This is a genomic window from Micromonospora sp. CNZ286 (assembly GCF_014207755.1).
In genome coordinates this window covers 6,201,065-6,213,765 of sequence record NZ_JACHIZ010000001.1, presented here as the reverse complement: position 1 = coordinate 6,213,765, position 12,701 = coordinate 6,201,065, and the positions used below count along the sequence as shown (strand labels likewise).

Sequence of the window (12,701 nt, the reverse complement as noted above, 5' to 3'; positions counted from 1 at the left end):
GGCTACTTGAGGATCAGCCGGTTGGTCTGCTCGAACACGTCGAGGTCGGCGAGCGTCTCGTGCACGCTCGACGACAGCGGGTGCGGGAAGTCCGCCGGGCGGAAGAAGCCCGAGTCGGTGGTCTCGTCGGTGAACCGGGCCAGCTCGCCGTCCCACTCGTCGACCCGGAACGCCGTGGTGAAGACCTGGTACGTGTGGCCGTACATGTTGGTGTGGGTGCGGTCCGGGCCGGTGTAGAGCGCGAACGCGCTGACCCGCAGCGCCCGCAGCCCGGTCTCCTCCCGGACCTCCCGGACCGCGCAGTCGGCGATCGACTCGCCGAGTTCCATGGCGCCGGCCGGCAGGGCCCACTGGCCGTTGTCGGAACGCTGGATCAGCAGCACCCGGGCGGCGTTGTCGCGCACCACGGCGCGGGCGCCGACGAACATCAGGGTGCGGTCACCGGCCAGGGCGCGGAGCTGCCCCACGTACGAGTCGGCCCACGAGATGCTCACCCGGACAATCTACGCATCATCCGTGATCACCTCGGCGATTCCGGGGGGTTCCGCAGATGTGACCGCCGCCACTACGTTGTTACCCATGCGTAGCACGATGATGGATGCCCCTCTCCAGGTCGCCCGGATCCTCGAACACGGCTCCACCGTGCACGGCGCGGCGGAGGTGGTCACCTGGACCGGCGCCGAACCCCGCCGGATGACGTACGCGGAGGTCGGCCGCGCCGCCGCCCGGCTGGCCCACGCGCTGCGCGACGAGTGCGGGGTGACCGGCGACGAGCGGGTCGGCACGTTCATGTGGAACAACAACGAGCACCTGGTGGCCTACTTCGCCGTCCCGAGCATGGGCGCGGTGCTGCACACGCTCAACATCCGCCTCTTCCCCGACCAGGTCGCCTACATCGCCAACCACGCGCAGGACCGGGTGGTGCTCGTCGACAGCACGCTCATCCCGCTTCTCGCCCGGGTGATCGGCGAGATGACCACCGTGGCGCACGTGGTGGTGGTGGGCGGCGGTGACCCGGCGCCGCTGCTGGCCGCGGCCGGTGACCGGATCACAGTGCACCACTGGGACGCGCTGCTGGCCGGCCGCCCGGACCACTTCGACTGGCCGGAGGTGGACGAGCGTGACGCCGCCGCCCTCTGCTACACCTCCGGGACCACCGGCAACCCCAAGGGCGTCGCCTACTCGCACCGCTCGATCTACCTGCACTCGCTCCAGGTCTGCATGCCGGAGGGCTTCGGGCTCGGCCCGAACGACAGGGAACTGGCGATCGTGCCGATGTTCCACGCGATGTCGTGGGGCCTGCCGTACGCGGCGTTCCTCTCCGGCGCCTCGCTGATCATGCCGGACCGGTTCCTCCAGGCCGAGCCGATCGCCGCGATGATCGCCGCCGAGCGCCCCACGCTCGCCGGGGCGGTGCCGACCATCTGGACCGACCTGCTGGCCTACCTGGACGCGCACGAGGTGGATCTCTCCTCGCTGAAGGAGGTCATCGTCGGCGGATCGGCCTGCCCTCCGGCGCTGATGCACGCGTTCCACGACCGGTACGGCATCGACGTCATCCACGCCTGGGGCATGACCGAGATGTCGCCGCTGGGCTCGGTCTCCCGGGCGCCGGCCGGCGCCACCGGCGACGACGCCTGGCGCTACCGCTACACGCAGGGGCGCGTCCCGGCGGGTGTGACCGCGCGGATCGTCGGGCCGGCCGGCGAGCCGCTGCCCGCCGACGGGACGTCCGTGGGCGAGCTGGAGGTACGCGGGCCGTGGGTGACCGCGCGGTACATCGGCGACGACGCCCCGGAGGAGGAGAAGTTCCGGGACGGCTGGCTGCGGACCGGTGACGTCGGCACGCTCTCGCCGGACGGCTACATCACACTCACCGACCGCGCCAAGGACGTGATCAAGTCGGGCGGGGAGTGGATCTCCTCGGTCGAGCTGGAGAACGCCCTGATGGCGCATCCGGCGGTGCTGGAGGCGTGCGTGGTGGGCGTACCGGACGAGCGGTGGGACGAGCGGCCGCTGGCCACTGTGGTGGTCCGCGAGGGCGCCTCGGTGACCGCGGAGGAACTGCGGGACTTCCTCGCCAGCTCGGTGGCCCGCTGGCAGTTGCCGGAGCGCTGGGCGTTCATCGACGCGGTGCCGAAGACGAGCGTCGGCAAGTTCGACAAGAAGGTGGTGCGCTCGCGGTACGCCGACGGCGGGCTCGACGTGCGGGAACTGACCGCGTCGTAACGTTTCGCGGCGTACCGTCGCCTACACGGGTAGGAACGCGTTCCCAACGGACATTCCTCCCAGAGGGCGGCCCCGGCGTTCGCACCGCGCCGGGGCCGCCCGTCCGTTACGGGGTGACCCGCACCGTCATTGTTGCGAAACTTGTTCGCGTCTGTCCGGCTGTCGGGGAAATCCGGTCGTCTACTCGTCGGCGGTGCTCACCAGCACCTTTCCCACCACGCTGTCCTGCACCGCCTGCTGTGCGGCGGCGGCCTCCGCCAGCGGATACCGGTGCAGCGGCAGCCCGGCCTCCTCACCGACCCGGATCGCGCCCTGCGCCACCGCCGCCGCGATGTCCGTGACCGCCTGCGCCTTCGCCACCTTCGGCGCGGTGTAGATCAGCACGAACTGCCAGCGGGCGTTCGGGCCCATCAGCGGCCGGATCGGCAACGTCACCTCGCCACCGCCGTCGTCGGCGTACACGCAGACCGCCCCGCCGGTGCGCAGCATCCGTACGTCGGCGGCGGCGTTGCGGGCGGCGGACACCTCCACGATCGTGTGGACCCCGTCGGGCGCGACCTTGCGGACCTCCTCGACCACGTCCTGCTCACGATAGTTGATCACGAAGCTGGCACCCGCCGCCGCCGCGAGCTGCGCCTTCTCCGGGCTGCTCACCGTGGTGATCACGCACGCGTCGGCCCACCGGGCGAGCTGGATCGCCGCGTTGCCCACCGCCCCCGCGCCGCCCTGCACCAGCACCACGTGGTCGCTCAACGCGCCGGCGTGCAGCTTGTCCGGCATGAACTCGCCGGCGGTCAGGCAGCGGTGCGCGGTCATGAACGGGATGCCGAGCGCCGCGCCCAGGTCGAACGAGGCCGGACCGAGCGGCACCGCGTGCCGGACCGGGACCAGCGTGTACTCGGCGGCGGTGCCCCACGGCCGCTGCCAGGCCGCCTCCCACACCCAGACCCGCTCACCGATGAGCGTCCGGTCCACGCCCTCGCCGACCGCCTCGACCACCCCGGCGCCGTCCTGGTGCGGGATCTGCCAGCCGGCCGGCAGCGGCCATGCCTGGCGGGCCTTCCAGTCGGTCGGGTTCACCCCCGACACGGCCATCCGGACCAGCACCTCGCCCGGTCCGGGTTCCGGCACCGGCCGCTCGACCACCTGGAGCACCGAGGTGTCCCCGCTGCGCTCGTACACGATCGCCTTCATCGCCGTCCCTCCGCCGTCCTCCCGGGTGCGCTACCCGGCAGCCGCCCGAACATTCGGCCCGGGCGCACCCGGCCACCGTACGACGGCTCGTCAGGCGGCCGGCTTGAGCACGACCTTCGAGTAGCCCGGTTCGCGGCGGTCGAAGCGCTGGTACGCCTCCGGCGCCGCGTCCAGCGGCAGTTCCTTGCTCACCACGAAGCTCGGCGTCGCCCGCCCCGCCGTGATCAGGTTCCGCAGATACGCGTTGTACGTCTTCACGTTCGCCTGCCCGGTGCCGATCCGCAGGCCCTTCTCGAACAGCTTGCCCACCTTGAACAGCAACTCACCCCGGGCGGAGTGCTCGTCCGGGGCGCCCGGGTCCGCCGAGAGGTAGAGCCCGACCACGCCGATCGCCCCGGTCGCGCGCACCACCTCCACGAGCGTGTTCAGCACCAGCGCCGGCTGCTCCTCGCCGCTGGGCGCGGACGCCTGGTATCCCACCGCGTCCACGCCGTGATCGGTCCCCACCCCGTCGGTCCGGTCCCGGATCTGCTCGACCGGGTCGCCCGCGCTGAAGTCGATCGCTGTGGCGCCGATCGACTCGGCCAGCCGCAGCCGGTCCGGCACCCGGTCCACCACGAACACCTCGGACGCCCCGATCAGCACCGCCGAGTACGCGGCCATCAGCCCGACCGGCCCGCCGCCCATCACTGTCAGGTTCTCGCCCGGCCGCAGCCCGGTCATCGCCACACCGTGGTAGCCGGTCGGGAAGATGTCGGCGAGCATCGCGTAGTCGTTCTCGTGTTCGGTGCCCGGCGGCAGCTTCAGGCAGTTGAAGTCGGCGAACGGCACCCGCAGGTACTCGGCCTGCCCACCCCGGTACGGCCCCATCGACACGTAGCCGTACGCGCCGCCGGCGAAGCCCGGGTTCACCGTCAGGCAGAAACCGGTGCGCTGCTCCCGGCAGTTGCGGCAGAACCCGCACGCCACGTTGAACGGCATCGAGACCCGGTCGCCCACGCGCAGGCTCGTCACGCCCGGCCCGGTCTCGACGATCACGCCCATGTTCTCGTGGCCGAACACGATGCCCGGCTCGGCGGCCGTCCGTCCCTCGTACATGTGCAGGTCCGAACCGCAGATCGCGGTCGTCGTGACCTGGACGACCACGTCGTTCGGATCCTCGATCCGGGGGTCGTCGACCTCGTTGACGGCCACCTCGTGCGGCCCCTCGTACACCACAGCCCTCATGTCACCGACCGTAGGCCGGGTGGCGGCGGCGGGTGGGTGGTTCAGTCGATCCCCGCCACCACCTCGGGCGTGAGCGCGCCGATCGAGGGGAGCAGCACGGCCGCGAGCGCCTCGGCGTCCGGGTCGAGCGGGTACGACGCGTGCGGCACCGCCACCACGCGGCACCCGGCGGCGGCCGCCGAGCGGACCCCGTTCGACGAGTCCTCCACAGCCACGCACCGGGCCGGGTCGACGCCCAGCCGCTGCGCCACCGCGAGCCACACGTCGGGCGCGGGCTTGCCCCGGGCGGTCTCCTCGGTCGACAGCGTCGCGCCGAACGCGCCGGCCAGGCCCGTCGCGTCCAGCGCCGCCGCGATCAGCCGGGTCGGTGAGGAACTGGCCAGCCCCAGCGGCCACCGCGCGGCGATGCGGCGCACGACCGCGTCGGCGCCGTCGATCAGCGGTACGTGCTGCGCGTACCGCCGGGCCATCTCGGTCACCACCTCGGTGGCGACCTGCTCGGCCGACCTGTCGACGCCCAGCTCACCGCTCAGGTATTCGGCCCACTCGGCGGTGCTCATGCCCATCAGCCGGCGCTGGGTGTCCGGCTGCCAGACGCCGCCGTGCTCGGCCACGTACGCCCGCCGGACCTCCTCCCACACCGGCTCGGAGTCCACGATCACGCCGTCCAGGTCGAAGAGCACCGCGTCCACCACGCCGACCATCCTGCCCCAGCCGGCGGCCGGACTCACCGTGGCAGCGCCGCTCCGGCCGAACGCTGAGCCGGAAGGCCGATCGGGGCCTTGGCCGGGATGATCGTGCGGCAGCGCGTCGCGATCGGCTCCAGCAGCTCCCGCAGCCGGCCGGTACGCTCCGCGCCCAGCGCCCGCCACGGACCAGCGGCGGCCCGGTCGGTGGCCTCCTCGACCACGCGGAACGTCTCCGTGGCGTACGGCGTGGGGTTCAGGTCGGCGGTCAGCCAGCCCTTGTCCACCAGGCGCTGCTCGGCGGCGGTCCACTGCTCGTCGGTCCAGCCCCGGGCCGGCTGGTGGAACTCGCGGGACTGGTCGACCCGGCACCGCCAGGCCACCACCTCGGCCGGTTCCAGCCCGGTCGTCACCAGCGCCGCCACGTGGCCGTCGCCGCGGTGCTCGCGCAGCGTGGTGGCGGCCTGCCAGAGCCGGGCCAGCGGGTACTCGCCCCGGGGCAGCGCGGCGTTGACCGCGCCGAGCACCCGGCCCGCGACGTCCACCCGGCCGGCCGCCTCCTCCAGCAGGTCGGCGGCCTCGACCAGGTGCGACTCGGGCAGCTCGTAGGTGAACTCGGCGAGCGCCTGCACGCCACCGGTGAGCCGGGCCCGCAGCGTCTCCTCCGGGGTGGCCAGGCGCCACACCGAGGGCAGCGCGCGAGCCACCATGGCCGGCGCGAAGCTGAAGAAGGAGGCCGTGACGGTCGGCGCGTCGACCGGCCCGAGCGGCGCGGCCCGGCCGGCGAAGTAGCCGCGCCAGTAGCCCCGCAGCCCGACCGCCTCGAACGCGGCCCGGGCCCGGGGGTGGAAGTAGGTCACCGCGTGGACCGGCTCGTAGAGCGTCCACATCTGCCGGGTCACCCCGGACTCGTCCAGCGCCGCCACGTGCACCTCCGCGTCGGTGGGCAGATCACCACGGGCGAACGTGCCGCCCGTGGTGACCATGAACCTACTGCCGCTGGGTGACCGGACGGAAGCCCGGAGTGATCTACTGCGCAGCCAGCACGTCGACGACGAAGCGCAGCGGCCCGGCCGGACGGCCGCCCGCGGCGTCGTTGCCGTACGCCAGCTCGGCCGGGAGGTCCAGCTGGACCCGGCTGCCCACCGGCACGCCGACCAGGCCCTGGTCCCAGCCCTTGATGACCTGGCCCACGCCGATCTGGAAGGTGGCCGGCTGGCCGCTGTCCCAGGACGCGTCGAACTGCTTGCCGTCCTTGTAGAACACGCCCACGTAGTTCGTGGTGATGTTCTGCCCGGCCTTCACCGCCGGGCCGGTGCCCTTGACCAGGGTGGTGACGGTGAGCTTCTTCAGCTCGCCGGTACCGGCCTGCACTGTCGGCTTGGTCTTCAGCGCCGGGTCGAAACCGGCGGGCAGCTCCGGAGCGGGCGCCGCGGTGGGCTCGGCCGGCGCGGTGGGGCTGGCCGAGGAGCCGGCGGTGGACGTCTTGTCGTCGTCCCCGCTGTTCAGCCAGACCAGACCGCCGACCAGGGCCACCACCGCGAGCACGCCGACCGCCGCGCCGAGGATCGACTGCCGGCGGCGACGCGCCTCGGCTGCCTTCTTCTCGGCCAGCTGGGCGGCCAGCCGCCGCTGTGCCTTGGTGGCCGGGGCCTGGCCCGCCGACCGGTTCTCCACACGCTCGCTCACGTCGACTCCCTGCAGGGTGGGTGGGTGCGCCCCCGGCGGGCCGCCGCCGAGGCCAGCGCACACGGTACCCGCCCGGAGCCCCAGCGTGCCCATACGGCCGCCACGATCCGGACACGATGCCCGATACGGGGGCACCGCACGGGGTACGTTCCGACCATGGCGATCCTCAGCGAAGAAGACCTGGCCCTGCTCGGCGAGCCGCAGCTCGCGCACGTGGCGACGATCGAGGCCGACGGCACCCCGCATGTCACCCCGGTTTGGGTAGACACCGACGGCGAGCACATCGTGTTCAACACGGCCAAGGGCCGGCAGAAGTACCTGAACATGTCCCGCAACCCGGTGGTCGCGGTGTCGGTGGCGGACAAGGCCGACGACTTCCGCACGCTCTGGATCAAGGGCACCGTCGAGTTCGTCACCGAAGGCGCCGACGAGCACATCGACCGGATGGCGAAGAAGTACCTCGGCCAGGACACCTACCCCTGGCGCCGCCCCGGCGAGGAGCGCGTCATCGTCCGCGTCACCCCCACCGAGAAGCTCGGCCGCGGCTGAACGGCGGAGCCCCGCCCGCCACCGGGGGCGGGGCGATCGCCGTACGCGTCAGGCGGTCTTCTTCTTCGCGGGCGCCTTCTTGGCGGCGGTCTTCTTGGCCGGTTCGGCCTTCTTCGCCGCCGTCTTCTTCGCGGGCGCCTTCTTGGCAGTGGTCTTCTTCGCAGGTTCGGCCTTCTTCGCCGGCGCCTTCTTCGCGGCCTTCTTCGCCGAGCGGGCCGACGAGATCGGCGTCGGCTCGGCGCCGCCACCGGACGGCGCCTCGCCCCGGGCCGCCCGGGCCCGCTCGACCGACGCCTTCAGCGCCGCCATCAGGTCCACCGCGGCGGCCGGCGCGGCCTCTTCCTCCTCCGGCTGCACCACCTCGCGGCCCTCGACCTTCGCGTCGATGACCTCCTGCAACGCCGCCCGGTAGTCGTCGGTGAACGCGTCCGGCTCGAACTCCCCGGCCATCGAGTCGATCAGCGAACTGGCCATCGCCAGCTCCGGCGGGCGTACCTTCAGATCCTCGTCCAGGAAACCGAAGTCCGGCCGGCGGATCTCGTCCGGCCACAGCATCGTGTTGAGCAGCAGCACGCCCTCACGGACCCGCAGCGTGGCCAGCTGCTCGCGCTGGCGCAGCGCCACCTTGACGATCGCCACCCGCTCCGAGTCGGACAGCGCGTCGCGCAGCAGCACGTACGGCTTCGTCGCCGAGCCCTCCGGCTCCAGGAAGTACGCCTTGTTGTAGAGGATCGGGTCGACCTGCTCGGCCGGTACGAACTCCAGCACGTCGATCGCGTGCGACGTGCTCAACGGCAGGTCGGCGAAGTCCTCGTCGGTGAGGATGACCATCTCGCCGCCGCCGATGTCGTATCCCTTGGCGATGTCGTCGTAGGTGACCTCCTCGCCGCAGACCGAGCAGGTGCGCTTGTAGCGGATCCGGCCGCCGTCCTCACGGTGCACCTGGTGGAAACGGATGTCCTTCTCCTCGGTGGCCGAGTAGACCTTCACCCCGATCGACACCAGGCCGAACGACACCGCTCCTTTCCAGATCGCCCGCATCCCCGCGCTCCTCTCCCCGGTTGACAACCAGAATCGCAAACGATCGAACGGGACGCACGCGCTTCCGTGCGCAACTACAGTCAGGAGGTGCCCGGCGCGCCGTTGAAGCCGATGCTCGCGACGACCGGGCAGCTCCCGGCCGGCGCCGCCTGGTCGTACGAGTTCAAGTGGGACGGCGTACGCGCGCTCGCCGACATCTCCCGCGGCGACAGGCACTTCTACGCCCGCTCCGGCGTCGAGATCACCACCGCGTACCCGGAACTGCTCAACCTGGCCGAGCAGGTCGACGACGCGCTGCTCGACGGCGAGGTGGTCCTCTTCACCGACGGGCAGCCCTCGTTCACCGCGCTCGCCGAGCGGATGCACGTGCGCAACCCGGCCAAGGCGGCGCGGCTGGCGGCGACGGTACCCGTCACGTACATGATCTTCGACGTGTTGCGGCTCGACGGCGTCGACCTGACCGCCCGGCCCTGGCGGGAGCGGCGGGCGGCGCTGGAGTCGCTCGGGCTCGGCGCCGCCCGGTGGGCGGTGCCGCCGGTCTTCGGCGACGGCCCGGCCACCTACGCGGCGGCCGGCGAGCACGGGCTGGAGGGGGTGATGGCCAAACGGGTCGACTCGCTCTACCGGCCCGGCGTGCGCTCGCCGGACTGGGTGAAGGTCAAGCTGGAGGTCACCGCCGACTTCGTGGTCGGCGGCTGGCGGCCCGGCGCGCGGCGCGTCGGCGGCCTGCTGGTCGGCGTGCCCGGCCCGGACGGTCGGCTGATCTACCGGGGGCGGGTCGGCGGCGGGATCGGCGCGGCGATCGAACGGGAACTGCTGCGCGAGCTGGAACCGCTGCGCGCCACCGACTCGCCGTTCGCCGCCGGTGTGCCGCGCGAGGATGCCCGGGGCGCGATCTGGGTAACTCCCCGGATCGTGGTGGAGGTCAAGTACGGCCAGCGCACGCCGGACGGCCGGCTGCGCTTCCCGCGCATCCTGCGCCTGCGCCCGGACAAGCCGCCCGAGGAGGTCGACGATGCCGTCTGACCGGTTCAAGGTCGAGGTCGAGGGGCGCTCGCTGGAGTTGTCCAACCTGGACAAGGTGCTGTTCCCGAAGGCCGGCTTCACCAAGGGCGAGGTGATCGACTACTACACCCGGGTCGCCCCGGTGCTGCTGCCGCACCTGCACGACCGCGCGCTGACCCGGATCCGGTTCCCCAACGGCGTCGACGGCGGCTCGTTCTTCGAGAAGAACGCACCCGCCGCGACCCCCGGTTGGGTACGTACCGAGAACCTGCCCGCCCCCGGGTCGACGAAGGGGCGGGAGACCATCGACTACGTGGTCTGCGACGAGCTGCCCACACTCGTGTGGCTGGCCAACCTGGCCGCGCTGGAGCTGCACACTCCGCAGTGGAAGATCGGCGCCCACCCGGACATGATGGTGGTCGACCTGGACCCGGGCGCCCCGGCCGCGCTCAAGCAGTGCTGCCGGGTGGCGCTGCTGATGCGCGACCGGCTGGCCGACGACGGCGTCGAGGCGTACCCGAAGACGTCGGGGAAGAAGGGCATGCAGCTCTGCTGCCCGATCGCCGGTACGCAGGACGCCGAGATCGTCTCCGACTACGCCAAGCGCATCGCGCAGGAGCTGGAGCAGGAGCACCCGAAGCTGATCGTGTCGAAGATGGCGAAGAACCTGCGCCCCGGCAAGGTCTTCATCGACTGGAGTCAGAACAACGCGGCGAAGACGACAGTGGCGCCGTACTCGCTGCGGGCCCAGCCGGTGCCCTCGGTGTCCACGCCGCTGACCTGGGACGAGGTGGAGGCCGGGGCGGCGGGGAAGCGGCCGTCGACGCGGCCGTACACCGCTGGTGAGGTGCGCAAGCGGGTGGAGAAGCAGGGCGACCTGCTGGCGCCGCTGCTCGACGGCGGTCCCGAACTGCCGTGACCCGCCACCACGCGCCGCCCACCAGCAGCAGCACGATCACGCTGATCGCCACGTCACCCACCAGCGCCGCCGTCGGGCTCGCCGGGGCATAGGTCGGCACGGTGTACGCGAGCGCCGCGGCGACGACCAGGCCTGCCGTACCGGTGGCGAGCACGTGCCGCTGCCCCCAGCCGGGTCGCCGGGACCAGCGCGTCAGCAGGGCGGCGGCGATCCCGGCGAGTGCGAGGGCGAGCACCACTCCCGGCCATCCCGGGGCGATCGTGGAACCCACGTACGCCGCCGCCACGACCAGCGCGGGCCGGAGCGGCCGGGGCGGGCCGGCTTCGGTTTGCGGTCGGCCTGCGGGCGTCGGCCCGGCGGGCGTCGGCGCGTCGGGCGGTGGCCCGGCGTGCCGGTGGCGGAGCAGGGCGGCGGTGATGAGGGCCAGTGCCACGCCGGTGGCGACCGCCAACTGGACCGGCGAGGCCAGGAAGTTCTTGCGGCCACCGTCGTCGGCGAACACCAGCAGGCTGCCGCCGAGCCAGAGCAGCGCCGCCGCGGTCAGCCCCGGTCGGCCCAGCCAGGGCCGCGCCCGACTGCCCGCACCGAGGTACGACTCGACGAGCGCGATCGGCGCGCAGACGGTCAGCACCACATGGTTGCCCACGTAGTCGACTGCCTGCCTCGCGCTGAACCCGAGACCGGGCACCAGCGTGGCCTCCGCCGCGGCCCGGGTGTCGGCGAACTCGGTGTCGTCCAGGAACCCCGGATTGAACAACGACTGGTCGACCAGGCCGGCCTGGATCACGCCGAACGCGGCAGCGAGCAGCGCGATCCCCGGCCAGCCGAGCCCGAACCGCCGGGCCGTCTCGCGGATCAGCAGCGCGGCCCCGCCGTACATCGGGGCGAGCACCAGCACCACGAACGGCATGCCGGTGAGGGTGAAGCCGCCCCAGGAGCACTCGGCGGTCCACGGGGCGAGGAGCAGCAGCGCGATCGCCGGCACCAGCCGCCGGCGCGGGGGTTCGGTCGTCATGCCCGCACGGTCCCGCAGCCACCCGGCCCCTCGATACGGCCGTCGGACGACCGGACCCGCGACCAAAGTCGACGGTCGCGGACCGGTGGGCCCGGCTAGAGCGCGAACAGCAGCGCGGCGTCGAGGAGGACGACCATGGCGGTGGCGAAGTGGATGCCGAAGGCGGTCGCCCGGGAGCCGCCGTGCCGCAGCACGATGAGGGTGTCGCCCAGCGGGGCGAGTGCGACGACCAGCATGAACCAGGCGACGGCGTCGGCGCTGGTGAAGGCGATCAGGGCGAGGCCGACCAGGCCGTAGGTGAGGTCACGCAGCCCTTTGATCGTGAGGTACGCGGGATCTCCCGTGCCCTCCGCGGCCGGGACGCCGTAGCCGGCGGCGGCGGCTCGGGGAACGAGGAGGAAGCGCGCGCCGATCAGGACGATGAAGAGGCTGAGGACGATGGCGAGCCCGTAGGCGACGGGGGTGAGCATGCCGACTCCAAGATTCTAGCGCTGCTAGGGATGAGAGCGAAGCTAGCAGAGCGCCGATAGATTGGCTAGCGGTGCTAGAGTGCCGGTCATGTCGATTCAGGCGCGCCGGGAGCGGGAGCGGGCGGAACGCGAACGGGCGATCATCACCGCCGCCCGGGACCTCGCCGAGTCGGAGGGCTGGGACGCGGTCACCACCCGCCGCCTCGCCGCCGAGATCGAGTACAGCCAGCCCGTCCTCTACAGCCACTTCAAGGGCAAGGACGCCATCATGGCGGCCGTCGCCCTGGAGGGCTGCGCCGAACTGGCAGTCGAACTCGCCGCCGCCCGGGCCGCCGCCACCGACCCGCGGGCCGCGGTGGCCGGCATCGCCACGGCGTACGCCGCGTTCGCCGAACGCCGGCCCGCGCTCTACGACGCGATCTTCACCCTCCCCGTCGCCCTCTCCTTCGCCAGCCAGGACACACCCGTCGAGCTGGTCCGGGCCTTCGCCGAACTGGCCGAGACGCTGCGCCCGTTCACCGGCGACGACGACCTGGAGACGTTCACCGAGACGTTCTGGAGCGCGCTGCACGGCCAGGTCACGCTGATGCGCGGCGGCCGTCTGCGGCGGGACGAACACGAGCGGCGGTTGGCCCTCCTGGTCGACCGGTTCGCCCGGCTAGGGTGAGCTGACCGCC

13 protein-coding genes are annotated in these 12,701 nt (G+C 72.5%); 5 read left to right on the top strand and 8 right to left on the bottom strand.

Translation table 11 applies throughout. The features are described 5' to 3' along the window. Positions 1 to 2 precede the first annotated feature (2 nt). Positions 3 to 494: an NUDIX domain-containing protein gene (locus FHX31_RS27775; protein ID WP_013283681.1), complete on the bottom strand. Its 492-nt coding sequence runs from the start codon at positions 492 to 494 to the stop codon at positions 3 to 5. A gap of 85 nt (positions 495 to 579) precedes the next feature. Between FHX31_RS27775 and FHX31_RS27770 the strand changes: the two genes are divergently transcribed. Next, positions 580 to 2,229 (top strand): fatty acid--CoA ligase, encoded by a 1,650-nt coding sequence (locus tag FHX31_RS27770; RefSeq protein ID WP_184977454.1) that lies wholly within the window; start codon positions 580 to 582, stop codon positions 2,227 to 2,229. 180 nt (positions 2,230 to 2,409) lie between these two features. On the opposite strand, the gene FHX31_RS27765 is transcribed toward FHX31_RS27770, so the two are convergent. The 5 genes from FHX31_RS27765 to FHX31_RS27745 form a co-directional block, all read right to left on the bottom strand. Beyond that, complete coding sequence (locus FHX31_RS27765; protein ID WP_184977453.1) at positions 2,410 to 3,423, bottom strand: NADPH:quinone reductase; 1,014 nt, start codon at positions 3,421 to 3,423, stop codon at positions 2,410 to 2,412. Positions 3,424 to 3,513: 90 nt separating this feature from the next. Beyond that, positions 3,514 to 4,650: a glutathione-independent formaldehyde dehydrogenase gene (locus tag FHX31_RS27760; RefSeq protein WP_030274411.1), complete on the bottom strand. Its 1,137-nt coding sequence runs from the start codon at positions 4,648 to 4,650 to the stop codon at positions 3,514 to 3,516. 41 nt (positions 4,651 to 4,691) lie between these two features. Then, entirely contained in the window at positions 4,692 to 5,354 is a 663-nt protein-coding gene (locus tag FHX31_RS27755) for an HAD family hydrolase (protein WP_184977863.1), read from the bottom strand. A 23-nt stretch (positions 5,355 to 5,377) separates the two neighbouring features. Beyond that, positions 5,378 to 6,226, bottom strand: a complete 849-nt coding sequence (locus FHX31_RS27750) for an SCO6745 family protein (RefSeq protein WP_184977864.1) — start codon at positions 6,224 to 6,226, stop codon at positions 5,378 to 5,380. Positions 6,227 to 6,365: 139 nt separating this feature from the next. Next, complete coding sequence (locus FHX31_RS27745) at positions 6,366 to 7,118, bottom strand: FKBP-type peptidyl-prolyl cis-trans isomerase (RefSeq protein WP_013473608.1); 753 nt, start codon at positions 7,116 to 7,118, stop codon at positions 6,366 to 6,368. Positions 7,119 to 7,181: 63 nt separating this feature from the next. On the opposite strand from FHX31_RS27745, the gene FHX31_RS27740 reads away from it, so the two are divergent. Further along, the gene (locus FHX31_RS27740) at positions 7,182 to 7,574 is read left to right on the top strand and encodes a PPOX class F420-dependent oxidoreductase (protein ID WP_013283688.1); all 393 of its coding nucleotides are present in this window, start codon (positions 7,182 to 7,184) and stop codon (positions 7,572 to 7,574) included. A gap of 48 nt (positions 7,575 to 7,622) precedes the next feature. On the opposite strand, the gene ku is transcribed toward FHX31_RS27740, so the two are convergent. Next, on the bottom strand, positions 7,623 to 8,615 hold the full coding sequence (ku, locus tag FHX31_RS27735) for a non-homologous end joining protein Ku (protein ID WP_123109969.1): 993 nt from the start codon (positions 8,613 to 8,615) through the stop codon (positions 7,623 to 7,625). A gap of 87 nt (positions 8,616 to 8,702) precedes the next feature. On the opposite strand from ku, the gene ligD (FHX31_RS27730) reads away from it, so the two are divergent. After that, a complete protein-coding gene (gene ligD / locus FHX31_RS27730) occupies positions 8,703 to 9,641 on the top strand; it encodes a non-homologous end-joining DNA ligase (RefSeq protein WP_121685815.1) in 939 nt (312 codons plus the stop codon). Continuing rightward, positions 9,631 to 10,539, top strand: coding sequence for a non-homologous end-joining DNA ligase (gene ligD / locus FHX31_RS27725; protein ID WP_184977452.1), 909 nt, complete (start codon positions 9,631 to 9,633; stop codon positions 10,537 to 10,539). The genes ligD (FHX31_RS27730) and ligD (FHX31_RS27725) overlap by 11 nt, the downstream gene beginning before the upstream one ends. Positions 10,540 to 11,649: 1,110 nt before the next feature. Here ligD (FHX31_RS27725) and FHX31_RS27715 read toward each other — a convergent pair. After that, positions 11,650 to 12,024 (bottom strand): DUF4267 domain-containing protein, encoded by a 375-nt coding sequence (locus FHX31_RS27715; protein ID WP_123109968.1) that lies wholly within the window; start codon positions 12,022 to 12,024, stop codon positions 11,650 to 11,652. Positions 12,025 to 12,112: 88 nt separating this feature from the next. Here FHX31_RS27715 and FHX31_RS27710 point away from each other — a divergent pair, with 88 nt between their 5' ends. Then, entirely contained in the window at positions 12,113 to 12,691 is a 579-nt protein-coding gene (locus tag FHX31_RS27710; protein ID WP_123109987.1) for a TetR/AcrR family transcriptional regulator, read from the top strand. The last annotated feature ends 10 nt before the right edge of the window (positions 12,692 to 12,701 follow it).